Below are 22,810 nucleotides of genomic sequence, written 5' to 3' on the forward strand. Positions count from 1 at the left end.
AATCAGATGAATGCAAAAATTAAAATCATTTTGGTTTCTTAGATTATTTGTGGAGTTTAAACCAAAAAACAAAGGCCGAAAATATGATTTAACCCCTCTGCAATTATAATTTTGCTATAATGAGTACGTATTAATATGAAGGGGAGTTTTAAAAGAGAATGAAATCATTTAATATCGATCATTTTATTGCGAGTGTTTTACAATGGATATTAAATATAGCTCTAATTATATTATCCATTGTTTTATCTATCTTTTTAATTAATGAGACAATCACGTTTATTCAATACATATTTTCGGCGAAGAAGTATACATCTTATAAATTAGTTGAAAGTATCATTGTCTACTTCTTATACTTTGAGTTCATCGCATTAATTATTAAGTATTTCAAATCGAATTATCATTTTCCGTTACGTTATTTTATTTATATCGGGATTACGGCTTTAATTCGATTGATTATTGTATCTCATGAGGAACCAATGGAGACGCTATTATATGCGGGATCCATTCTTGTTTTAGTCATTGCTTTATACATATCAAATATGAGAGATTTGAGAAAAGAGTAGTAGTGCAGACATCAATTTGCACTGCTTTTTCGTCTTGACCTTCAAGTTACTTGAAGGTTTACAATGTAAATAGGGCGTTTGAAATCGAAAAAAATTGAGAAATTAAGTGAAGAGGTTATTTTACTTGGAGGTTATAGAAATGAGTCAGGAATTAAAGTTACGTCCTTTAGAACGGGAAGATTTAAAGTTCGTGCATGAACTTAATAATAACGCGCATATTATGTCTTATTGGTTTGAAGAGCCGTATGAAGCTTTTGTAGAACTACAGGATTTATATGATAAACATATCCACGATCAAAGTGAACGCCGTTTTATCCTGGAGAAAGATAATGAGATGGTTGGATTAGTCGAGTTAGTGGAAATCGATTATATTCATCGAAGAACTGAATTCCAGATTATTATTGATCCGAATTATCAAGGACACGGTTATGCAGCGGAAGCAACACGTTTAGCGATGGATTACGCTTTTTCTGTATTAAATATGCATAAACTCTATTTAGTTGTTGATAAAGAAAATGAAAAGGCTGTACATGTTTATAAAAAGGTTGGATTTATGGTGGAAGGTGAGTTACAAGACGAATTTTTCGTTGATGGTAACTACCATAATGCGATAAGAATGTGTATGTTCCAAAAGGCGTATTTTGGATCGAAATAATTGATTGAAGAGGCTATAGACAATGTTTTGTCTATAGCCTCTTTACGTCTGGGATTCATAAAAATCAACAATTGTTTATCGTAAAACAATAAATAATTGTTGATTTTTAATGCCGTTGGATTTATTATGATGGTAGTAAGAATAGTGAAAAGGAATACAAAAAAATAATTATGAGATTGAAGGAGAATATATTATGAAAAATAAATATTTATTAGCGGCTAGTCCGATATTTTTAGGAGTGTTATGTATAATTATGTTTAATATAATTGGTTCGGAAGTGAAGCCGGATGGAACTTTAGTGGAACCATTTTTCTTAATTCCATTAGCTTATTTATTTGTTTTTACTGGAATTATTGCGATTTTATTCATGGCTATTTTCTCGATGCTTCGAAAAAAGAAAGCATGGTAAAGTGAAAAGACCGTATATTTACGGTCTTTTTGCTTTAGTATGGAGTAGGAAGCGGGGATCCTGGTGGTCTCCACCAAGATTCAACGGTTTTCCAAGCGGTATTATAATCGTAACCTCTTCCAAGTAAGTAGCCGATAGCGACAGCTTCGGTTAATGCGTGTTGATAGCCGAGATGAGCAGCTTCACGTAATCCGTGAGAAACAGCAGGACCAATTATAGCGATTGTTTGGTGTTTTAGTGGATTTTGGGGATGCCAATGTTGATCTCGATAATAGTTATCTTGAGTAAAAGGCTGTTGTTCGTAGAAACTCATATTCTCACTCCTTTTCATATATTTGTGGGCATTTATATACTCTATGAAGGTGTTTTATGTATGGGTTGGGCTAAAAACATGTTTTATGTAAATTTAAAACACTTGCATCGTATGTAAACATAACATGTAAAAGGAATTCATTCTGTATAAAAAGCGAGCTGAAGAATGATGAATCATTATTTTCACACTGGAAGACAAGTAGGGGCAGCTATTACGCTGGCCGGGGCACAGATGACAATTCAGGCAGTGCATCAGGCCATTCAAATGCAACAACAAGCACAAGTAGCGCAAATGATGCAGAGTCAGTATATGTCGCATTCGCAGCTTCCTGTGCAAAGTATACATTATGATGTGTATCCAGCTGGTTTATTTTCAATTCCATATGGCGGAGCATACTTTTTATGAAAGAAAGCGATCGGTAAAAGAGTCGCTTTTTTTATATTCCACCTAACTTCATCCCAAGGAATGCGAAGAGGATACCAATCATATAATTCGCGCTTAAATATAGAAATAGTACGCCAAAGTTTTTGCGGTTGAAAAGCTGAACAGACTCTAATTTAAACGTTGAAAATGTAGTGAAGGCGCCCATAAATCCTGTGCCTAATACTAATTGCCAATTTGTAGTTATCCCTTTGCCAATTATATATCCGAGTAAAAATGCACCGGTTATATTAATGAGGAATGTAGCAATCGGAAATGAAGTTTTGTTTCTTTCTTTAAACCAATTACTAATTGCAAATCGTGTAATGGCACCGAAGAATCCTCCTGTTGCTACTAATAAAGCGTTAATCATGATATTTCACCTTCCTCAAGGTGTTTGTTTAGTAAAAAACCTCCAAGTTTATAGCCAAGCCCAGACATAATTAGACCGCCTAGCATACTGCATGATACATATAAAAATGCGATACCAAAATGTGAATGATTGATTAACTGTATAGTTTCTACGCTGAATGTTGAAAATGTCGTAAATGAACCGATAAATCCGGTTCCAATCCCGGTAATAACTTCGGAGGATAAGATGTTTAACCGAGCGATATAGGTGGTCAACAAAGCAAGTAAGAAACAACCAATTAAGTTAATCGTTAATGTAGCGAGTGGTAATGCATGATGCCAAAGAGTATCGATAGTAAAACCTAAATAATAACGGGAAAGAGCTCCTAATATACCGGCTATGCCAACAATAATATATTTCAATTTCTTCACCTCTCTAATAGTTTACTCAAAAAAAATAGACTCCTACCAGTAGTCATACTGGTAGGAGTCATTAGCTAAATAGCAGTTATGGCGAACTCCATCGCCTATAAGTTCTATGTATAGTTTACTAAATATTATTTTGGATTGCCAATAAATATGTTAATGAAAAGTGCGAAAAGTAGGATCTGTATATTCTTTGAAGTTGCAATTTCTCTGTTGTGGATTGTAATTGCCTTACAGTCTTGTCTTCTTAAATGTTATGATTGAATTTCAAGATAATTGCAGTGAGAGATACAATGATTATTTGTTAGCTAAATATAATGATATGAAGTTTTCTTTATGGTAAAATATTTCTTGTGTCTTTAATCTATCTTCATTTAACTGAAAATACAGAAATATGTTATTTTACAAAAAGGGGTCATGTGTTTTGAAGAAAATTTTAAAAATAGTATTAATATTTATTTTAATAGTAGCTGGTATTCTAGGTGGTTTTTTAGCTTATATGACACTTACAAAAGAGCAACCAGCGAATGTTTTAGACGTAAAGGTTGAAAATAATAAAGAGCGTGTACTGCAGCTAGAAAATGAATTTAAAGTTACAACATTTAATATTGGATACGCTGGATTAGATAAGGACCAAGACTTCTTTATGGACGGTGGAAAAGGCTCTGGTTCGAGTAGCAAGGAGCAAACTGAGATTAATTTGAAAAATATGCTTTCATTTTTACAAAATGAGAATAGCGATTTTGCGTTATTGCAAGAAGTTGATATAAAATCCCACCGATCATTTGATGTAAATGAGCATGAGTTTCTAAAGCGAGGATTATCAGAGTATGCATCTTCGTTTGGAAAGAACTATGATACAAAGTGGGTTCCTGTCCCAGTCACAAAACCGATGGGATATGCTGAGGGAGGATTAAGTACATTTTCTAAATACACAGTTCAAACAGCGAAGAGGTTCCAACTACCAGGAATGGAGCCTTGGCCGAAGCGTTTATTTGATTTAGATCGAGCGATTGTTGAACATAAAATCCCTGTTAATAATGGGAATTATGTTAGGCTCGTAAACGTACATTTATCTGCTTATGATGAGGGCGGAAAAATTAGAAAGCAACAAGCGGAATATTTAAAAGAATATATGAACAAGTGTTATCAAAATGGTGATTACGTAATATTAGGTGGAGATTGGAACCAGTTACTTTCTAATGTCCAATTAAGTGATCCTAAGTTTGTAAAAGAGCGTCCTGAATGGCTAGTAGAGTTACCAACGGACTTTGCGGATGGAGGATTTCAATGGGCTGTAGATCCATCTGTGATGACGGTAAGGGATGATGTGAAGAAGTATGTGGAAGGTGAAAACTTTGTCACTATTATTGATGGCTTTATCGTTTCGCCGAATGTTGAAATTGTAAATGTACAAGGCAAAGATTTAAAATTTGAAAATAGTGATCACAACCCAGTGAGCGCGGTATTTAAATTGAAGTAATTGATACGTATAAGTGTAGAAAGTGGGGCCTTATAGAATATCTTAAAGGATGTCACATGCGGTTAATTAGCAAGCGGAGTCGTTAAAGAATATTTTAGAAAAACAATTTCACTTAAAAAGAGCACAAATGATGTGCTCTTTTTATACTTGGTAGGAATTTAATTGCTTTTCTCCGCGTTTTCTGCCAAGCTTAAGGAGAAAAATACTTCGAAGAAAGAAATATATAGGTGACGCATATGATTGAAGTTAAGACTTCTGAACTTAGTGATGGAGAATTTAATAGAGGTGTATTTGCAACTCGTGATATTAAAAAGGGTGAGTTGATACACTCAGCACCAGTTATCTCTTATCCGAATGAACAGCATGAACACATTGAGAAAACGTTACTTGCTGACTACGCATTTGAGTATGGGGTAAATCATACGGCATTCCTTTTAGGATACGGCATGTTATTTAATCATTCATATAAGCCGAATGCAACGTATGATATTGTCTTTGAGAATCATACGTTTAACTTCTTTGCTTACAAAGATATAAAAGCGGGAGAAGAGATTCTAATCAATTATAATGGTGAAGTTGATGACGATGAGCTATTATGGTTTGATAAGGAAAAAGAAGAGAACGAAAAATAATTTAAAGAGTATAGAAAGGGCGCATTCTGTGGGATGTGCTCTTTTTTTATTGATGAAAATAAAAAAGATTACAAAAAATACCATTTTTCTTTCGTATGGTATAGTAAGATATTGAAGGGTATTGCTTTGAAAAACATATATATTTTACAATTTGTTGTCTATATAGTTACATGTCAAGTTTAGTAGCCCATTTGGGTTGCTTTATTATGCAATATATATTTTAATATGAGTGGAACCTCTTATAATTTAAGAGGTTTATAGGTGTGCTTTATGTACACTTTATCCACCACTTGTGCTTTTTATTTGTAGCGCATTGTTATGTGGGGATATTATGGGCCCGTGGATAGCGGGATAAAAAGATTATAGAAATAGAGGAATCGTAAAATGAATATGCAAGAGGTTTATAAATATTTAAGTACAGTATTGCCTGAAGGTCATGTGAAGCAAGATGAAATGTTAAAGAATCATACGCATATTAAAGTGGGCGGGAAAGCAGATGTGTTCGTTGCTCCTACGAATTATGATGAAATTCAAGAAGTTATAAAGTATGCGAATCAATACAATATTCCAGTTACGTTTTTAGGAAACGGATCTAATGTAATTATTAAAGACGGTGGTCTTCGCGGGATTACAGTAAGTTTAATTCATATTACAGGTGTTACTGTAACAGGGACAACGATTGTCGCACAATGTGGTGCAGCGATTATTGATGTGTCACGAATTGCATTGGATCACTGTTTAACAGGACTTGAGTTTGCTTGTGGTATTCCAGGTTCAGTTGGTGGAGCGTTATATATGAATGCTGGTGCATATGGCGGTGAAGTAGCTTATGTATTAACAGAAGCAGTTGTAATGACAGGTGATGGAGAGCTATGCACTTTAACGAAAAATGAATTTGAATTTGGATATCGTAAGAGTGTATTTGCGAACAATCATTACATTATTCTTGAAGCGAAGTTTGAACTTGAAGAAGGTGTGCGTGAAGAAATCAAGGGAAAAATGGATGATTTAACGTTTAAGCGTGAATCAAAACAACCGTTAGAGTATCCTTCATGTGGTAGTGTATTTAAGCGTCCACCAAATAATTTTGCGGGTAAGCTTATTCAAGAATCAGGACTGCAAGGTAAGCGAATTGGCGGAGTGGAAGTTTCTTTAAAACACGCTGGATTTATGGTGAATGTTGATAACGGAACTGCACAAGATTATATTGATTTAATTCATTTTGTACAAACAACTGTTGAAGAAAAATCCGGTGTGAAATTAGAGCGAGAAGTAAGGATTATTGGAGAAGATCTACAGTAACCTTTGAATAAAAAACGTATAAAAGTATGAATTATTTTTGGAAAACATTTAGGTATTATTGACAATTTGTTTTTAATTCAATATAATGGCTAATAATTTAACATATGAAATACGTTGAAAGAGCCTAGTAGCAGTTTGTCACTGTTATCAAAGAGAGCTAGGGGTTGCTGGAACCTAGTACAAACAAACTTGTGAATTACACTCTGGAGTATCTTAGGTAATGCTAAGCGGAATAGCAATCGATATTATTGCTAAGAGTGGTATGAATAGCTATGCTATTTATGCAAACTGGGTGGTAACACGGTGAATAATCGTCCCTATGTCTATCGTAGACATAGGGGCTTTTTTGTTTTTAAAAAAATAAAGGGGATGAAGAGATGAATATTATCGATGAATTAGAATGGCGCGGTGCTGTGAATCAACAGACAGATGAAGAAGGATTACGTAAGCTAGTAGAAGAGAAAGAAATTTCGTTATACTGCGGGGTAGACCCGACCGGTGATAGTATGCATATCGGACATTTGATTCCGTTCATGATGATGAAAAGATTTCAATTAGCTGGGCATCATCCTGTTATTTTAATTGGAGGAGCAACAGGAACAATTGGTGATCCGAGTGGACGTCAATCAGAGCGTCAACTACAAACGTTAGAAGTGGTGCAGCATAATGTAGATGCGTTAACAGCACAAATGAAAAAGCTATTTGACTTTGGCGGGAATAGCGAAGTGAAGATGGTAAATAACTATGACTGGACACATAAAATAAACATTATCGAGTTTTTACGTGATTACGGAAAAAACTTTAGCATAAATAGCATGTTAGCGAAGGATATTGTAGCGAGTCGTTTAGATACAGGAATTTCATTTACAGAGTTCACGTACCAAATTTTGCAAGCGATGGACTTCCACCATTTATACAAAGAAGAAGATGTTCAATTGCAAATCGGTGGTAGTGATCAATGGGGAAATATTACGAGTGGTTTAGATTTAATTCGTAAATTAGAAGGTCATGAGGCGAAAGTATTCGGGCTAACAATTCCGTTATTATTAAAATCGGATGGTACGAAATTTGGTAAATCAGCAGGTGGTGCTATTTGGCTTGATCCGGAAAAAACAACACCGTTTGAATTTTACCAGTTCTGGGTGAATACAGATGACCGTGATGTAATTAAATACTTAAAATACTTTACGTTCTTAACGAAAGAGCGAATTGATGAATTAGCTGTGAAAGTAGAAATGGAGCCACATAAACGTGAGGCACAAAAAGTGTTAGCTGAAGAAATGACGAAATTCGTTCATGGAGAAGAAGCATTTTTGCAGGCTGTGAAAATTACATCGGCATTATTTAGCGGAGATATTAAATCGTTAACAGCCGATGAAATTGAACAAGGATTTAAAGAGATGCCAACATTCCAGTCTTCAAAAGAGATGAAAAACATCGTAGAGTGGCTAGTTGATTTAGGAATTGAACCATCTAGACGACAAGCGCGTGAAGATATTAATAATGGGGCTATATCTATGAATGGCGAGAAAGTAACGGATGTGGGTACGGATGTTACGGTCGAAAATTCATTTGATGGAAGATTTATTATCATTCGCAAAGGGAAGAAGAATTACAGCTTAGTGAAATTGGGAGAATAGTTTTTGTGAAAGAGCGGAAGTAGGGAAGATACCTACTTCCGCTCTTTTCATATACACAATTTTGATGAGAAAAAGTCAGTATATTCCGATAATTAAAGAGGGTTATATTATTACTCTGCCGAATAAATAAAGTAGAGAAAATTACGGATAAAAATAGCCCGAACCATGCAGGGCATGATTCGGGCTTGTATTCAGATTAGTAAGCTAAGCTGAATAGACCTTTAATGTGTGATAAGTAACGAACGTTACTTGCTTCTTTCATTAATGATGCTGGTAGACCTTTAAGTGGAGTATTGCTTGCTCCGATTGTAGCAACAGCATCTTTACGTCCTAGACTAGCAAGTGTTCCAGAGTTGATAGGTGCGAACTCTTCGAATGCTTTGCCTTCTAGTGCTGCGTATAAGTTGTATCCAATTAACTCGCCCATTTGCCAAGCAATTTGTGCAGTTGGTGGGTATGGACGACCGTCTGCAGCGAAGACAACAGCGCTGTCTCCAGCAACGAATACGTCTTTGTGAGAAGTAGATTGTAGGTGCGCATCAACTGTTGCACGACCACGGTTTACTTCAAGACCTGATTCACCAATTAATGGGTTACCTTGTACGCCACCTGTCCAAACGAATGTGTTAGCAACGATTTTTTGACCGTCTTTCAAGTCGATTTCATTGCCAGCAACGTTTGTTACAGGAAGACCTGTTAAGAATGTAACACCGCGTGCTTCTAAGCTAGTAGTTGCACGTTCGATTAAGTGGTCTGGTAATACTGGAAGGATTTTTGGACCTGCTTCAACAAGAAGAAGTTTAACTTCTTTTGAATTTACGCCGTGGCTTTTTGCAAGTTTAGGCATAATGTCAGCAAGCTCACCAACTAGCTCAACGCCAGTTAATCCGCCACCACCGATTACGATTGTAGCATCAGCTTCGTTTTTCGTTTTAGCGTATTCACGAATACGGTCTTCAACGTGTTTGTAGATTTTGTTTGCATCAGCAGCAGATTTTAATACCATGCTGTTTTCTTCTAGTCCTGGAATACCGAAGTAAGCAGTTTTACTTCCTAAAGCAACTACAAGTGCATCGTAAGATAGCGTAGTGCCACCAGCTAGTTTGATTTCTTTGCTATCAACTGAGAATGACTCAACTGTTGCAATTTTAAGATCGATGTCTTTGCCTTTGAAAAGCTTTGTAAGTGGCATTGCAATTGCTTGCTCAGCAACGTTACCAGCTGCAAGGCGGTGTAGTTCAGTGATGATTTGGTGTGTTGGGTATTGGTTGATCACTGTAACTTGTGCTTCTGATTTACTGTAGTATTTACGTACGTTTAAAGCGGCAAGAAGACCGCCATAACCAGCGCCTAAGATGACAATTTGTTTTGACATAGTATGTTATCCCCCGTCTTTACTAATTGTTGTTATAAGTAAAATTATTTATTATTACGTTCTGCACTAATTTGAAGGTATGCGTTCACAAAGCGGAACATTTTTTGTGCTTGTGGGTCTTTTAGTAATTTTAATAGACCGAACAGACCGATAACTTCGTTGCTTTCGTCAGCACGATCTTTCGCTTCGATAGCAGTTGCAGCCATGCTTTTCACTGTATCTTTTACAGGTTCTACAAGTTCTTGGATTGCACTAACAGTGTCGTTTTTTAATACTTCATCAGTAGCAACAGTTTGAGCCAAGTCATAAGACTTAGTTAAAATGTTAACAAGCTCAGTTAATTTTGGAAGCTGCGCTACTAGTGTTGTTAATGATTCTTGTACCTCAGGTTTTAACAACTGATCAAGTACATCAAGTTGTCCTTGGCTAGCAGAAATTTGTACAGTTTCTTGTTCTGGCTTTGTTTGAGTCATAGTTTCTGGCATCTCCAATTCTCCTTTACGATAGCAATACTCTTATTTTTTTGGAATTAATATTCCTTATTTAGGTAAGGTAGTGAATGTTATGAAACTTTATACAAAGTTTCACAAAACACAATAAAATGCCTTTAAATTTATGACAGCAAGTAGGCTGAAAACATAAATTTAAAACCATAACGTCTTACCTATTATTTATGAACTGTCCGATACATGGCTTGTCCGCATAATGGAAAGTTCCCTTATCGGAAAGTGTATATAATATATATCCTATATTATATACTATATACACGTATGTTAACATAAAAATGATTCCTAATTATTTGATATTGAGCCCGTAACCTAGTAATGACAAGGTATGAAAGCGCATAAATTATTTTACTTCGATGAGAAGTATACCTATATAATAATAAGAAAAGGAAAAAATAAACAAATTCACGTTCGTTTTTTCCTTTTTTCTTATTGTTCACTCTCTGCGATTAGCATCGATGTGTTACCGCTTTTTTCAAGATGACATTCGCCCCAAGTACAAAGAGAATCAAGAATGGATTCTAAAGACCATCCATAGTCAGTAAGGGAATATTCTACTTTTGGTGGTACTTGATTGTATACCTTTCTTTGAATAACCCCATCCTCTTCTAATTCACGTAATTGCTGTGTTAACATCTTTTGTGTAATACCAGGCATTAAACGTTTTAGTTCACTCGTTCTCTTTGTGCCTTTCGTTAAGTGACAAAGAATAACGACTTTCCATTTGCCACCGATAACCTCTAAAGTCGCCTCAACAGGAATATTATATTTCTTCATATGAAAATCTCCTTTGATGAATGTGAATTTCAGTTCTTCAACAAAAGAAGCTAAATAAGTTAAATGTTACTTTTTAGTGCCTATAGCACTTTAAAGTACGTACTTTTTATCGTGTTGAATATGTTTCATAATAGCATACGTAAGAGGGAAATGAGTAGTACGGTACTAAAAAGTACCTATGTTACTTTTTGGTACCTATCGTACTTTAAAGTGCGTTCTTCAAAAAAAGAGTGAAGCCATTCATAATAGCATTTATGAGCAGTAAAGTTATTTTTGTAGAAGATAAAAAGGCCTTTTTATCACACTATTATGATTGGATTTCTCGTATTAAGGAGGAGTTCAATTGAATTCATATACAGTATCTTCTTCGGCTGTTCAGACGAATCGAAGAAGTATGTTTGCTTTATTAGCGCTAGCAATTAGTGCGTTTGGAATTGGTACAACCGAGTTTATTAGCGTCGGTTTATTACCATCTATTTCGGAGGATTTACATGTTTCTGTTACAACAGCGGGTTTAACCGTTTCTTTATATGCGTTAGGGGTAGCATTTGGCGCTCCAGTTTTAACGTCGTTAACAGCTAGTATGTCGCGAAAGACGTTATTAATGTGGATTATGATTGTTTTCATTATTGGTAATGGAATTGCAGCGGTAGCAACGAGTTTTACTGTGTTACTTATCGCGAGGGTTGTTTCTGCATTTGCACATGGCGTGTTTATGTCGATTGGCTCAACAATTGCGGCTGCACTTGTACCAGAGAATAAACGTGCTAGCGCAATTGCTTTTATGTTTACTGGTTTAACCGTTGCGACTATTACAGGTGTCCCAATTGGAACATTTATTGGTCAACAATTTGGCTGGAGAGCGTCATTTATGGTGATTGTGGTCATTGGAATCGTTGCCTTAGTCGCAAACAGCATGCTAATTCCGTCTAACTTAAAAAAGGGTACGTCTGTATCATTTCGTGATCAATTCAAACTCATCACGAACGGAAGACTATTACTTGTCTTCGTCATTACTGCATTAGGGTATGGTGGAACATTCGTAACATTTACGTACTTATCACCGCTATTACAAGAAGTAACAGGGTTTAAATCGAGTACCGTTACAATCATTTTGTTAGTGTACGGGATTGCAATTGCGATTGGAAATATGATTGGCGGGAAGTTATCGAATCATAATCCAATTCGTGCATTATTTTATATGTTCTTTATTCAAGCGATTGTATTATTCGTACTAACATTTACAGCACCATTTCAAGTAGCGGGGCTTATCACAATTATTTTTATGGGGCTATTCGCGTTTATGAATGTTCCAGGACTACAAGTATATGTCGTTATTTTGGCGGAACGATTCGTACCGAACGCTGTCGATGTGGCATCAGCAATGAATATTGCAGCATTTAACGCAGGAATTGCTCTTGGTGCTTATTTGGGCGGTATTGTAACGAACTCGTTAGGGTTAATTCATACAGCTTGGGTAGGCGGCATTATGGTAGTAGGCGCTGTTATCTTAACAGCTTGGAGTATGAGCTTAGAAAAAAGAGATCAAGCAAAATAAAGGAGAGAAAAATATAATGAAAAATTTACAAAGTAAAACAGTATTGCATAACGGTGTAGAAATGCCTTGGTTCGGTTTAGGTGTATTTAAAGTAGAAGATGGGCCAGAACTTGTAGAGGCTGTAAAAGCAGCCATTAAAGAAGGATACCGCAGTATTGATACGGCTGCGATTTATGGAAATGAAAAAGCAGTTGGAGAAGGCATTCGCGCTGGTATAAAAGAAGCAGGAATTTCTCGAGAAGATTTATTCATTACTTCAAAAGTGTGGAACGCAGATCAAGGATATGAAACGACACTTGCTGCATATGAAGAGAGCTTAAAAAAATTAGAACTAGATTATTTAGATTTATATCTTGTTCATTGGCCTGTTGAAGGAAAATATAAAGATTCGTGGAGAGCGTTAGAAACAATTTATAAAGAAGGGCGCGCGCGTGCAATTGGCGTAAGTAACTTCCAAATCCATCATCTGAAGGATGTAATGGAAGGTGCGGAAATTAAGCCGATGATTAACCAAGTAGAGTATCACCCGCGTTTAACGCAGAAAGAACTACAAGCTTTCTGTAAAGAACAAGGAATCCAAATGGAAGCATGGTCACCACTTATGCAAGGGCAATTATTAGATAACGAAACTTTACAAGAAGTTGCTGATAAGTACGGTAAAACAACAGCACAAATCATTTTACGTTGGGATCTTCAAAATGAAGTTGTAACAATTCCGAAATCAACGAAAGAGCAGCGCATTATTGCAAATGCTGATATATTTAACTTCGAATTAACGAAAGAAGACATGGAAAAGATTGATGCTTTAAATGAAAACCACCGCGTCGGTCCAGATCCTGATAACTTTGATTTTTAAGTTCAAAGTAGGTAAAAGAGTGCAAAAAGTTTGCACTCTTTTTTATTTTGTCTATGCATAAAAAACGTTTCTAACTAAATAATAAACAGTATTAAATTTGTTATTATATAAGGGGTTGTAGACATGAATATAAAACGATCGTTCAAACTAATGGCCGCTTTTTTGAGTGTTTTATTTGTATTTGCGAACTTATTATTCCCACTTCAAAAGGCATCCGCAGAAGTTATGGATCACACGAAGTATCAAATGGATTGGAGTTATAGTAAGTCAAAGAAAAAACCAATTCGAACAGAGCTTATTAAAACAGCAGATGGCAAAATTGCTTTTTGCTTAAATGTAGATCTGAAATCTCCGAGCGGCCAAGATTTACCTGAAATGGGTAAAGTAGATATTAACGTATACCGTGTACTATTAAACGGGTATCCACAGAAGAGCCCACAAGAATTAGGTGTTTCCGATTGGAGAGATGCACATTACGCAACACAGCTTGCGGTGTGGAATGCGTTAAAACAAATTGATATTAACGATTTAGATTTCCGTAATAAAAATGTAGAAAAAGTAACGAAAGATATTGTGGCAAAAGCAAACGCTAGTGAAGAATTACAAGAAATTACGATGAGTGTAACACCTTCAGAAGAACAAGAAGCAGTATTGAAAGATGAGTTTTTTGAAACTGGTTTATATACAGTGCAAACAAACGCTAAAAGCGGAACTTATAAAGTACAAGCAACAGGCGCACCAGAAGGCGCGAAGTTCGTAAATGAAAAAGGTGAAGCGAAAACTGAATTTAATGTGGGAGAGAAATTCCGCATTTTAATTCCGAAACAAACACCAGCGGGTGGATTTAGCTTTAAAGTATCAGGAAATTTAACGAAATTACAAGGAATTGCGCATAAAGGAACGCCAACGATTCAAAATGCAGTTGTGTTACTTGAGCGTAGTGAAGAAAAAACAAGTCCAGAGTTAGCGGTAAGTTGGAAAAAAGCAAATGGTCATGATAATAAACCAAATAAACCCTATACACCAAATGAACCACATAAACCGAATCAATATAACAGATGATGAAAAAAGCTCGTAAACACTATGTTTACGAGCTTTTTTATTACTCAGCTTCAGAAACTACTGTGAAGCGTTCGTTTAAGTGTTTTGGAGTTTCGATTTCATCAAGTGCTGCAACTGCGAAGTCTTCGTAACTTACGTAGCTATCACCTTTTGAGTTAATAAGAAGGTTGTCTTTGCCAGCTTGGTAAGAGCCAGTACGTTTTCCTAATGCGAATAGTGCAGAAGGGCTGATGAATGTCCAAGTAATATCATTTGTTTGTTGTAAGATTTCTAAGTTTTTACCTTGGTTTTGAGCAGTTGCAAGATATTCATTTGGGAAACCTGGTGTATCAAATACACGTGTTGTTTTCTCTTCGTCTACAAATAAGCTACCAGCGCCGCCAACAACAAGTAATTTCGTGTTAGGTGCACCTTTCATAGCTTCAATCAGTACATTTCCTGCATCTACGTGAAGATGTTCTTGTCCTGCTGGAGCGCCGAATGCATTTACAACTACATCGAATGCTCCTAGGTCGTTAGATGTAAGAGCGAATACATCCTTCTCTAAAACCTTTACATTTTCTTCTGTAATTTTTGCAGCGCTTCTTACGATTGCAGTTACTTTATGTCCACGATCTAATGCTTCTTTTAAAATGCGACTTCCAGCTTTTCCACTTGCTCCGATAATTCCAATTTTCATAATGATTCCCTCCAAGTTTCTTTATTAAAGTGTATATCTAAAAATAAATAAATTTAGTGTAATTAGGTTTGTTACAACTAGGTGTAATCATTATAGTTACAGGTGTGCATTTTTGTCAATGGTGTTGTCTATGAAATTATTTTTTTGTTTTAGTATGTGCAGTTAGTGAAAGGTAAGTCATAAAAACATAATTACGTTATAAAACCTCTAACATTTGGAAGTTGTAAATTGTCGAAAAATGTTGATTTTTGAATATTTTTTAAATATAATTCGATTTATGAAGAAAAGGAGGGGTTAATTGTATGAATATTTTAGAACAATTCGTTTCATCAACGAATACAATTCTTTGGTCATATATTCTTATTGCAATGTTAATTGGTTTAGGGCTTTATTTTTCTATTAAATTAAAATTTGTACAAATTACTCATTTAGGGGAAATGGTTCGATTAATGGGTGATGGCTTAACTGGAAAGACACGTAAAAAGGGAAGTGTATCGTCATTCCAAGCATTTTGTATGAGTTCAGCAGCTCGTATTGGAATCGGGAACTTAGCTGGTGTAGCGCTAGCTATTTCTATGGGAGGACCAGGAGCTGTATTTTGGATGTGGGTTATTGCGATTATTGGGGCGTCTTCAAGTTTCGTAGAAAGTACGCTTGCGCAAATTTATAAAATAAAAGATGGTAGTGGCTTCCGTGGAGGTCCTGCTTATTATATGGAAAAAGGTTTAAATAAACGTTGGATGGGAATTTGGTTCTCTATCCTTATTACAATTAGTTACGGTTTAATTTTCAACTCAGTACAAGCAAATACAGTGACATTAGCATTTAAAAATGCATTTGGTATTGAGCGTTATGTTGTAGGGATTGTACTTGCGGTATTGGTTGCGGTTATTATTTTTGGTGGTGTGAAAAGTATTGCGCGTATGTCAGAAATGATTGTTCCGCCGATGGCAATTATTTATATTGCAGTAGCTATTTTCGTTGTTATTAAAAATTATTATTTAATACCGGATATGTTTACAGAAATCTTTAAAGGGGCATTCGGTTTAGATTCAGCTGTAGGTGGCGGTATTGGTGCTGCAATGAAGTTTGGTATTCAGCGCGGATTATTTGCGAATGAAGCAGGTATGGGTAGTGCACCGAATGCGGCTGCAACAGCGGATGTAACGCATCCAGCGAAACAAGGTTTTATTCAAACAATTGGAGTATTAGTAGATACATTTTTAGTATGTACATCAACAGCGTTTATCGTACTATGTTCTGGTGCATATAAGGCAACAAATTTAGAAGGTATTGAATTAACGCAAGTTGCGCTAAGTTCACAGATTGGTTCGTGGGCAAGCGGCTTCTTAGCGATTATTATTTTCTTATTTGCTTTCAGTTCACTTCTAGGAAACTACTATTATGGTGAAACGAATATTGAATTTATTAAACAAAGTAAAACTTGGTTAACGATTTATCGTCTTGCGGTAGTTGGAATGGTACTATTCGGCTCTGTTGCGACACTTCAAGTTGTATGGAATATGGCAGACTTATTTATGGGTCTAATGGTAATCACAAACTTAATTGCGATTACACTTCTTGGCCGATTTGCGTATGCTGCGTTGGCGGACTATGTAAGGCAAAAGAAACAAGGAAAAGATCCGGTATTCAGCGCGGATTCTATTCCTGGCTTAACAAACACAGAGTGTTGGGATAAGTCAGCGGTAACGGATAAAGAAAAAGCAGTATAATAAAAAGGTGAGCATCGAGATGAATTCGATGCTCTTTTTTTGTTGTGATAAATGATATTAAGGTTAAAAGATGATTAATATCATTTTTATAAAAAATACGGATGTTATAATTGTTAACATTTTCATGTCACAAAACCTTACATTTCGTGTCGAAAATTCTTGATTGTTAAAAGTTTTTAGAATATAATTTTCTTAGTGTTATGAAGAGGGGGAACGCAATGATGGATTTTTTAACTAGGGTTATTGGGGATATAAATAATGTTCTTTGGTCATATATTATTATTGCAATGTTAATTGGATTAGGACTTTATTTTTCTTTCCGTGTAAAGTTTGTCCAAATTCGTTACTTTGGTGAAATGATTCGTTTACTTGGGGATGGAGCGAGTTCGAAAACAAGAAAAGCGCAAAAAGAGAAGAGCGGTGTTTCATCATTCCAAGCATTTTGTATGAGTACAGCATCTCGTGTAGGAACTGGTAACTTAGCTGGTGTAGCAATTGCAATTTCAGCAGGAGGACCAGGAGCTGTATTTTGGATGTGGTTAATCGCGATAATCGGAGGAGCTTCTGCATTTGTAGAGAGCACGTTAGCGCAAATTTATAAGGTGAAAGATGGGAATGCATTCCGCGGTGGCCCAGCGTATTATATGGAAAAAGGTTTAAAGAAACGCTGGCTAGGGGTTGTCTTCTCTGTTCTAATAACAGTTAGTTTCGGATTAATCTTCAACGCCGTGCAGTCAAACACAGTAGCGGCAGCTTTTGATGGCGCATTTAAAATGGATAGTAGACTTGTAGGTCTGTTTATGGCTGGTTTACTTGCAATCATTATTTTTGGCGGGGTTAAGCGAATTGCACGTGCGGTTGAAATGATTGTTCCAGTAATGGCAATTATATATGTAGCAGTTGCATTATTCGTTGTTGTAACAAACATTACGGCAATTCCATATGTATTTAAAGAGATTTTCCTACATGCTTTTGGAATTAAAGAAGTAGTGGGCGGGGGATTAGGAGCTGCGATTTTATTAGGAGTAAAACGTGGATTATTCTCAAATGAGGCTGGTATGGGTAGTGCGCCAAATGCTGCAGCAACAGCTAACGTAACGCATCCAGTGAAACAAGGTTTCATTCAAACTTTAGGGGTATTTACAGATACATTATTAATTTGTAGTTGTACAGCATTTATTATTTTATTATCAGATGTGCCTGGAGCGGCTGATTTAAACGGAATTCAATTAACGCAACAAGCATTAAGTCAACATATCGGACCATGGGCTTCTATATTTGTAGCAGTGGCAATCTTCTTATTTGCATTTAGTTCATTGGTAGGAAACTATTATTATGGTGAAACGAATATTGAGTTTTTAAATGGAAGTAAAGTTTTACTAAATGTTTATCGAATCGCGGTACTTGGTATGGTTATGTTAGGGTCTGTAGCAACAATTCAAATTGTTTGGGACTTAGCTGATTTATTCATGGGTATTATGGCTGTTATTAATTTAATTGCGATTGTATTCCTTTCTAAGTATGCTTTCGCGGCATTATCAGATTACGTAAAACAAAAGAAACAAGGAAAAGATCCTGTCTTTTATGCGGAGTCTATTCCCGGTTTAAACAATACAGAGTGCTGGGATAAGCCAGCAGTAGCAGATAAAGAAAAAGCTGTATAATAAAAAAGGAACGAGCATCAGAGAAATTTGATGCTCGTTTTTTTATGGTGATAAACTAAGGGAAGAGGGAAAATACGAACATTAATGAGTGTTTTATAATAAAATGTATTTTTTTAAGAAAAGTGCGGATGTGAGTTATAATTTGTGTTAGAATGGAAAATGGCTTTGAAACAAGAGGTTTTATGGTTTTTCATATCCGATTGAAGGTTTTGGAGGAGAAATGGAAAGTTCGGATTATTTCTTGTTTTGAGTAGTCAGACGTTCAACGTTAATGATGAGTTAAATGGAGGATTTTATTAATGAAGTTTGTTATGTTTCTTGTAGGATTACTAGTTGTATTCGTACTCGGTTTTCTTATAAGTTCTGATCGTAAGAAGATTAAGTATAAACCAATCGCGATTATGCTTGTTATTCAGCTAGCGTTAACGTATTTCTTATTAAATACGCCAATTGGTTATATTTTAGTAAAAGGAATTTCAGATGGATTTGGAGCACTTCTTGGATATGCGGAATCTGGAATCGTTTTCGTATTTGGTGGTCTTGTTAATAAAGGAGAGGTTTCATTCTTCCTAACAGCTTTATTACCAATCGTATTCTTTGCAGTATTAATCGGGATTCTGCAACACTTTAAAATTTTACCGATACTTATTCGTGCTATTGGTACTTTGTTAAGTAAAGTAAATGGTTTAGGAAAATTAGAATCATATAATGCAGTAGCAGCTGCAATTGTTGGGCAAGCAGAAGTATTTATTACAGTAAAAGATCAATTAAGTAAAATCCCAAAACATCGTTTATATACACTATGTGCATCTTCCATGTCGACAGTATCGATGTCGATCGTTGGTTCTTATATGAAAATGATTGAGCCAAAATATGTAGTAACAGCACTTGTATTAAATTTATTTAGTGGTTTCATTATTATTCATATTATTAATCCGTACGATATTACGGAAGAAGAAGATACACTGAAGTTAGAAAATAAGAAAAAACAGTCATTCTTTGAAATGTTAAGCGAATATATTATGCTTGGTTTCACGATTGCGATTACGGTAGCAGCAATGTTACTTGGTTTCGTAGCATTAATTACAGCAATCAATAGCTTGTTTGATTCAGTGTTCGGTATTACATTCCAAGCTATTTTAGGATATATTTTCTCACCATTAGCATTCGTAATGGGCATCCCGCAATCAGAAATGGTAACGGCGGGACAAATTATGGCAACGAAATTAGTATCGAACGAATTTGTTGCGATGCTTGATTTAGGAAAGGTAGCTGGTGATTTATCAGCTCGTACAGTCGGTATTCTTTCTGTATTCCTTGTATCATTTGCGAACTTCTCATCTATCGGAATTATCGCAGGTGCAACGAAAGGGATCGATGAAAACCAATCAAACGTTGTTTCATCATTCGGATTACGACTTGTATATGGTGCGACATTAGTAAGTCTTTTATCGGCGATTATCGTTGGTGTTATGTTATAAAAAGGGTGGTCCTAGCTCATAGCTAGGGCTATTTTTCATGGTGAATTTACATAAAAAAACCAATCAATTAGGAATATATTAACATATAAAAATCTTTTAAAATTTATATTGCATTTCAATTAGATAACGCTTACAATTTGATTTGTAGGTGGTATCCATTTCAGACGTTAAATACGGTAGAGAAGAAGAGACTACCTGTTATAAATTGCAATTTATGTAAACGCTTACTGATTTTAGAAGACAGTTCAAAATATTTTAGGAGTTCATATTTTTTAACATCAATGGTCGGACGTCATTCGTTATACGACTGATAACTCATGGAAGTGGAGGATTCACATATGAAGTTAGTAATGTTTCTAGTCGGTTTACTTGTAGTATTTGTACTAGGGTTCCTTATAAGTTCAGATCGAAAGAAAATTAAATATAAACCAATTGCAGTTATGCTTGTAATTCAATTGGTACTTGCGTATTTCTTACTAAATACAAAGGTCGGATTTGTATTAGTAAAAGGGATTGCAGATGGATTTGGCGCTATTTTAAAATTTGCGGAAGCAGGGGTTAATTTCGTATTTGGTGGTCTAGCAAATGATGGACAAGCACCATTCTTCTTAACAGTATTATTACCAATTATTTTCTTAGCAGTACTAATTGGGATCTTACAACATATTAAAGTTTTACCGATTATCATTCGTGCAGTCGGTTTCGTATTAAGTAAAATTAACGGTTTAGGAAAACTTGAATCATATAATGCAGTAGCGGCGGCAATTGTCGGCCAAGGTGAAGTATTTATTACAGTAAAAGATCAATTAAGCAAATTACCAAGAAATCGTTTATATACACTATGTGCATCTTCAATGTCGACAGTATCGATGTCAATTGTCGGTTCTTATATGAAAATGATTGATCCAAAATATGTAGTAACAGCACTTGTACTAAACTTATTTAGTGGATTTATTATCATTCATATTATTAATCCGTATGATGTGAACGAAGAAGATGACATTTTAGAATTACAAGAAGATAAGAAACAAACATTCTTTGAAATGTTAGGCGAATATATTATGCTAGGTTTCTCTATCGCTGTAACAGTAGCGGCGATGTTAATCGGTTTCGTAGCATTAATTACAGCAATTAACGGTGTGTTCGATTCTATTTTCGGAATCACATTCCAAAGCATTTTAGGATACATCTTCTCACCATTAGCATTCATAATGGGTATTCCAACTTCAGAGATGCTAACAGCAGGACAAATTATGGCAACGAAATTAGTAACGAACGAATTTGTTGCGATGCTTGATCTTGGAAAAGTAGCTGGTGAGTTATCAGCTCGTACAGTAGGTATTTTATCAATCTTCCTTGTATCATTTGCGAACTTCTCATCTATCGGAATTATCGCAGGTGCAACGAAGAGTATCGATGGAAAACAAGCAAACGTTGTATCTTCATTCGGATTAAAACTTGTATACGGTGCAACGTTAGTAAGTATATTATCAGCGATTATCGTTGGGGTTATGCTTTAATAAATAATAAAGAAGTCGTTTATCTCTCACTTCGGGGGATAAACGACTTTTTGTTTAACTTGCTTTATCCAAGTCTCTTTTAAATTGTGGTTTCTCCAAATAAGTTCCCAGTCTCCATATATATTCCACAGGACCCATTCGATATTTCTGTAGCCAATAGGTACTAACTAATAGTTGAATCGTATAAATTCCGATGGTTAAAAGAATACCGAAGAAATAGCCAATTTTACCGTATAAGCCAAATCCATATGCGTAAAAAATAGTTGTTGCGATAATAGATTGCGCTAAGTAATTACTAACCGACATTTTTCCCATGTTCGCCATGTATGTTAGTAAACGCGCTACCTTTTTGTAATGGAATAATAAAATAATCGTGCTTCCGTAAAAGAAGGTCATGGTTACTGGTGTAAGACTATCTTGTAACATAATTAAAATCGGATGTTTCACGAATATGGCTAAGATTTTAATTGTAAAAGAGAAAATCCCAGTGATAAGCCAGATTTTTTTGACAGCAGGTATATGTTGATCGACCTCAAATAGCCAGCCCTTTTTCCCCACATACATTCCGAGTAAGAAAAGTGGAGACATAAAAATTATTGCGAAAACTGATATGAAAACTAATCCGAATACACCGTTAATCCCCATGTAATCAAAAGGATTTTCAGTCAATCTAAAGTTGACGTGATCCACATAGCTTCCAGTCTCATGGACCTTATGTTCCTTTTCGGTATAAGGTGCGAAATCATCATAGGGGTTCGATGTTGATTCCGATTGGTAAGATGCGAGCATAATGAGTGCTAGTAAAATAGATGCCCAAATGAGCAACGTTTTCGGTTTTCGATTTTCGATTGATGAACATCATTAAGAAAATCCCGATAATCCCGTAGGCAAATAAAATATCTCCCTCCCAAACAAAGGTGCCGTGAATGTAGCCTAGTAGTAAAAGAATGATAATACGTCTTATGTATGTGGGGAAGAATTTTTTTCCTTTCGCAATAATACTTTTTTGCAACAAAATAATGCTAAGACCAAATAAAAAAGAGAATAGGGACATGAAATTGTGGGTGCCGAAAAATTGAATAAACCAATTAGCACCTTCATCAAGTTTTCCAAATATGTAAGTTGGTTTTTCACTGGCGAAGAATCCAAATTGAATTAAGGTCATATTGACAAGTAAAATACCAAACAAAGCGAAACCACGGATTGCATCAACAGCTTCTACACGCTGATTCATTTTTTCTCTCCTCGTATATTATTTTATCCCGCTATTTTCGAGCAGTAAGACTCCCACCTCAAAATTCGGCGGGAGCAAAGAAGTTAGGTGGGAGATCAACTGCTCGTAAACGCCCGATTGGTGAAGGCTAATAATCCGTGGGGGATGAACAAAACCCCCGCGGATTAAAGT

Annotated in this window: 22 protein-coding genes, 1 pseudogene, 1 riboswitch and 1 other annotated feature; of the genes and pseudogenes, 15 read left to right on the forward strand and 8 right to left on the reverse strand. The window is 35.6% G+C overall.

Annotated elements, in window-relative coordinates; all coding sequences use genetic code 11:
• Positions 1-158: 158 nt before the first annotated feature.
• The 3 genes from psiE to MR071_RS00710 all read left to right on the forward strand — a co-directional run bounded on the left by psiE (position 159) and on the right by MR071_RS00710 (position 1,627).
• Complete coding sequence (gene psiE, locus MR071_RS00700; RefSeq protein ID WP_098268296.1) at positions 159-563, forward strand: phosphate-starvation-inducible protein PsiE; 405 nt, start codon at positions 159-161, stop codon at positions 561-563.
• A 139-nt stretch (positions 564-702) separates the two neighbouring features.
• Entirely contained in the window at positions 703-1,218 is a 516-nt protein-coding gene (gene speG / locus MR071_RS00705; RefSeq protein WP_105585577.1) for a spermidine N1-acetyltransferase, read from the forward strand.
• A gap of 193 nt (positions 1,219-1,411) precedes the next feature.
• Positions 1,412-1,627, forward strand: a complete 216-nt coding sequence (locus MR071_RS00710; RefSeq protein ID WP_105585576.1) for a DUF3955 domain-containing protein — start codon at positions 1,412-1,414, stop codon at positions 1,625-1,627.
• A gap of 34 nt (positions 1,628-1,661) precedes the next feature.
• On the opposite strand, the gene MR071_RS00715 is transcribed toward MR071_RS00710, so the two are convergent.
• Entirely contained in the window at positions 1,662-1,940 is a 279-nt protein-coding gene (locus MR071_RS00715; RefSeq protein WP_002144954.1) for a hypothetical protein, read from the reverse strand.
• A gap of 165 nt (positions 1,941-2,105) precedes the next feature.
• Between MR071_RS00715 and MR071_RS00720 the strand changes: the two genes are divergently transcribed.
• Positions 2,106-2,345, forward strand: coding sequence for a DUF3947 family protein (locus MR071_RS00720; protein WP_242234615.1), 240 nt, complete (start codon positions 2,106-2,108; stop codon positions 2,343-2,345).
• A 31-nt stretch (positions 2,346-2,376) separates the two neighbouring features.
• On the opposite strand, the gene crcB (MR071_RS00725) is transcribed toward MR071_RS00720, so the two are convergent.
• Together crcB (MR071_RS00725) and crcB (MR071_RS00730) are read right to left on the reverse strand one after the other, a co-directional pair.
• Positions 2,377-2,733 (reverse strand): fluoride efflux transporter CrcB, encoded by a 357-nt coding sequence (gene crcB / locus MR071_RS00725; protein WP_105585574.1) that lies wholly within the window; start codon positions 2,731-2,733, stop codon positions 2,377-2,379.
• On the reverse strand, positions 2,730-3,134 hold the full coding sequence (gene crcB, locus MR071_RS00730) for a fluoride efflux transporter CrcB (RefSeq protein ID WP_142395818.1): 405 nt from the start codon (positions 3,132-3,134) through the stop codon (positions 2,730-2,732). The genes crcB (MR071_RS00725) and crcB (MR071_RS00730) overlap by 4 nt, the downstream gene beginning before the upstream one ends.
• Positions 3,135-3,188: 54 nt before the next feature.
• Positions 3,189-3,248: riboswitch (Fluoride riboswitch) on the reverse strand.
• Between the two features lie 313 nt (positions 3,249-3,561).
• Between crcB (MR071_RS00730) and MR071_RS00735 the strand changes: the two genes are divergently transcribed.
• From MR071_RS00735 to tyrS, 4 genes are all read left to right on the forward strand, one after another.
• Positions 3,562-4,620: an endonuclease/exonuclease/phosphatase family protein gene (locus tag MR071_RS00735; RefSeq protein WP_242234617.1), complete on the forward strand. Its 1,059-nt coding sequence runs from the start codon at positions 3,562-3,564 to the stop codon at positions 4,618-4,620.
• Positions 4,621-4,856: 236 nt separating this feature from the next.
• A complete protein-coding gene (locus tag MR071_RS00740; protein ID WP_000573656.1) occupies positions 4,857-5,252 on the forward strand; it encodes an SET domain-containing protein in 396 nt (131 codons plus the stop codon).
• Positions 5,253-5,636: 384 nt separating this feature from the next.
• Positions 5,637-6,554, forward strand: a complete 918-nt coding sequence (gene murB, locus MR071_RS00745; protein ID WP_242234619.1) for a UDP-N-acetylmuramate dehydrogenase — start codon at positions 5,637-5,639, stop codon at positions 6,552-6,554.
• A 105-nt stretch (positions 6,555-6,659) separates the two neighbouring features.
• Positions 6,660-6,876 (forward strand) — a binding site (T-box leader).
• Positions 6,877-6,931: 55 nt separating this feature from the next.
• On the forward strand, positions 6,932-8,194 hold the full coding sequence (tyrS, locus tag MR071_RS00750) for a tyrosine--tRNA ligase (RefSeq protein WP_105585570.1): 1,263 nt from the start codon (positions 6,932-6,934) through the stop codon (positions 8,192-8,194).
• A gap of 196 nt (positions 8,195-8,390) precedes the next feature.
• Here the strand turns inward: tyrS and MR071_RS00755 are convergent, their stop codons facing one another.
• The 3 genes from MR071_RS00755 to MR071_RS00765 form a co-directional block, all read right to left on the reverse strand.
• The gene (locus MR071_RS00755; protein WP_242234621.1) at positions 8,391-9,569 is read right to left on the reverse strand and encodes an NAD(P)/FAD-dependent oxidoreductase; all 1,179 of its coding nucleotides are present in this window, start codon (positions 9,567-9,569) and stop codon (positions 8,391-8,393) included.
• A 44-nt stretch (positions 9,570-9,613) separates the two neighbouring features.
• On the reverse strand, positions 9,614-10,054 hold the full coding sequence (locus tag MR071_RS00760; protein WP_242234623.1) for a DUF1641 domain-containing protein: 441 nt from the start codon (positions 10,052-10,054) through the stop codon (positions 9,614-9,616).
• 450 nt (positions 10,055-10,504) lie between these two features.
• Positions 10,505-10,852: a winged helix-turn-helix transcriptional regulator gene (locus tag MR071_RS00765; RefSeq protein ID WP_105585567.1), complete on the reverse strand. Its 348-nt coding sequence runs from the start codon at positions 10,850-10,852 to the stop codon at positions 10,505-10,507.
• A gap of 394 nt (positions 10,853-11,246) precedes the next feature.
• On the opposite strand from MR071_RS00765, the gene MR071_RS00770 reads away from it, so the two are divergent.
• The 3 genes from MR071_RS00770 (at position 11,247) to MR071_RS00780 (ending at position 14,328) form a co-directional block, all read left to right on the forward strand.
• Positions 11,247-12,410: an MFS transporter gene (locus MR071_RS00770; protein WP_242234689.1), complete on the forward strand. Its 1,164-nt coding sequence runs from the start codon at positions 11,247-11,249 to the stop codon at positions 12,408-12,410.
• Positions 12,411-12,426: 16 nt separating this feature from the next.
• The gene (locus MR071_RS00775; protein ID WP_105585565.1) at positions 12,427-13,266 is read left to right on the forward strand and encodes an aldo/keto reductase; all 840 of its coding nucleotides are present in this window, start codon (positions 12,427-12,429) and stop codon (positions 13,264-13,266) included.
• 123 nt (positions 13,267-13,389) lie between these two features.
• Positions 13,390-14,328, forward strand: coding sequence for a thioester domain-containing protein (locus MR071_RS00780; RefSeq protein ID WP_105585564.1), 939 nt, complete (start codon positions 13,390-13,392; stop codon positions 14,326-14,328).
• A gap of 40 nt (positions 14,329-14,368) precedes the next feature.
• Here MR071_RS00780 and MR071_RS00785 read toward each other — a convergent pair whose 3' ends face one another.
• Positions 14,369-15,007: an NAD(P)-dependent oxidoreductase gene (locus MR071_RS00785; RefSeq protein ID WP_242234625.1), complete on the reverse strand. Its 639-nt coding sequence runs from the start codon at positions 15,005-15,007 to the stop codon at positions 14,369-14,371.
• 302 nt (positions 15,008-15,309) lie between these two features.
• On the opposite strand from MR071_RS00785, the gene MR071_RS00790 reads away from it, so the two are divergent.
• The 4 genes from MR071_RS00790 (at position 15,310) to MR071_RS00805 (ending at position 21,405) form a co-directional block, all read left to right on the forward strand.
• Positions 15,310-16,740 carry an alanine/glycine:cation symporter family protein gene (locus tag MR071_RS00790; RefSeq protein ID WP_242234627.1) on the forward strand — a complete coding sequence of 477 codons (1,431 nt, stop codon included), beginning with the start codon at positions 15,310-15,312 and terminating at the stop codon, positions 16,738-16,740.
• A 221-nt stretch (positions 16,741-16,961) separates the two neighbouring features.
• Positions 16,962-18,404: an alanine/glycine:cation symporter family protein gene (locus MR071_RS00795; RefSeq protein ID WP_105585682.1), complete on the forward strand. Its 1,443-nt coding sequence runs from the start codon at positions 16,962-16,964 to the stop codon at positions 18,402-18,404.
• A gap of 299 nt (positions 18,405-18,703) precedes the next feature.
• Complete coding sequence (locus MR071_RS00800) at positions 18,704-19,885, forward strand: NupC/NupG family nucleoside CNT transporter (protein WP_105585561.1); 1,182 nt, start codon at positions 18,704-18,706, stop codon at positions 19,883-19,885.
• 338 nt (positions 19,886-20,223) lie between these two features.
• Entirely contained in the window at positions 20,224-21,405 is a 1,182-nt protein-coding gene (locus MR071_RS00805; protein ID WP_105585560.1) for a NupC/NupG family nucleoside CNT transporter, read from the forward strand.
• 54 nt (positions 21,406-21,459) lie between these two features.
• Here MR071_RS00805 and MR071_RS00810 read toward each other — a convergent pair.
• Positions 21,460-22,639, reverse strand: a pseudogene (locus tag MR071_RS00810) (DUF418 domain-containing protein).
• Positions 22,640-22,810 lie beyond the last annotated feature (171 nt).

Source organism: Bacillus cereus group sp. BfR-BA-01316, from assembly GCF_022664195.1.
Lineage (GTDB): Bacteria > Bacillota > Bacilli > Bacillales > Bacillaceae_G > Bacillus_A.

Coding starts and splice junctions, on each gene's coding strand:
- psiE (WP_098268296.1), top strand. CDS start 159: ATGAAATCATTTAATATCGATCATTTTATTGCGAGTGTTTTACAATGG.
- speG (WP_105585577.1), top strand. CDS start 703: ATGAGTCAGGAATTAAAGTTACGTCCTTTAGAACGGGAAGATTTAAAG.
- MR071_RS00710 (WP_105585576.1), top strand. CDS start 1,412: ATGAAAAATAAATATTTATTAGCGGCTAGTCCGATATTTTTAGGAGTG.
- MR071_RS00715 (WP_002144954.1), bottom strand. CDS start 1,940: ATGAGTTTCTACGAACAACAGCCTTTTACTCAAGATAACTATTATCGA.
- MR071_RS00720 (WP_242234615.1), top strand. CDS start 2,106: ATGATGAATCATTATTTTCACACTGGAAGACAAGTAGGGGCAGCTATT.
- crcB (WP_105585574.1), bottom strand. CDS start 2,733: ATGATTAACGCTTTATTAGTAGCAACAGGAGGATTCTTCGGTGCCATT.
- MR071_RS00740 (WP_000573656.1), top strand. CDS start 4,857: ATGATTGAAGTTAAGACTTCTGAACTTAGTGATGGAGAATTTAATAGA.
- murB (WP_242234619.1), top strand. CDS start 5,637: ATGAATATGCAAGAGGTTTATAAATATTTAAGTACAGTATTGCCTGAA.
- tyrS (WP_105585570.1), top strand. CDS start 6,932: ATGAATATTATCGATGAATTAGAATGGCGCGGTGCTGTGAATCAACAG.
- MR071_RS00755 (WP_242234621.1), bottom strand. CDS start 9,569: ATGTCAAAACAAATTGTCATCTTAGGCGCTGGTTATGGCGGTCTTCTT.
- MR071_RS00760 (WP_242234623.1), bottom strand. CDS start 10,054: ATGCCAGAAACTATGACTCAAACAAAGCCAGAACAAGAAACTGTACAA.
- MR071_RS00765 (WP_105585567.1), bottom strand. CDS start 10,852: ATGAAGAAATATAATATTCCTGTTGAGGCGACTTTAGAGGTTATCGGT.
- MR071_RS00770 (WP_242234689.1), top strand. CDS start 11,247: ATGTTTGCTTTATTAGCGCTAGCAATTAGTGCGTTTGGAATTGGTACA.
- MR071_RS00775 (WP_105585565.1), top strand. CDS start 12,427: ATGAAAAATTTACAAAGTAAAACAGTATTGCATAACGGTGTAGAAATG.
- MR071_RS00780 (WP_105585564.1), top strand. CDS start 13,390: ATGAATATAAAACGATCGTTCAAACTAATGGCCGCTTTTTTGAGTGTT.
- MR071_RS00785 (WP_242234625.1), bottom strand. CDS start 15,007: ATGAAAATTGGAATTATCGGAGCAAGTGGAAAAGCTGGAAGTCGCATT.
- MR071_RS00790 (WP_242234627.1), top strand. CDS start 15,310: ATGAATATTTTAGAACAATTCGTTTCATCAACGAATACAATTCTTTGG.
- MR071_RS00795 (WP_105585682.1), top strand. CDS start 16,962: ATGGATTTTTTAACTAGGGTTATTGGGGATATAAATAATGTTCTTTGG.
- MR071_RS00800 (WP_105585561.1), top strand. CDS start 18,704: ATGAAGTTTGTTATGTTTCTTGTAGGATTACTAGTTGTATTCGTACTC.
- MR071_RS00805 (WP_105585560.1), top strand. CDS start 20,224: ATGAAGTTAGTAATGTTTCTAGTCGGTTTACTTGTAGTATTTGTACTA.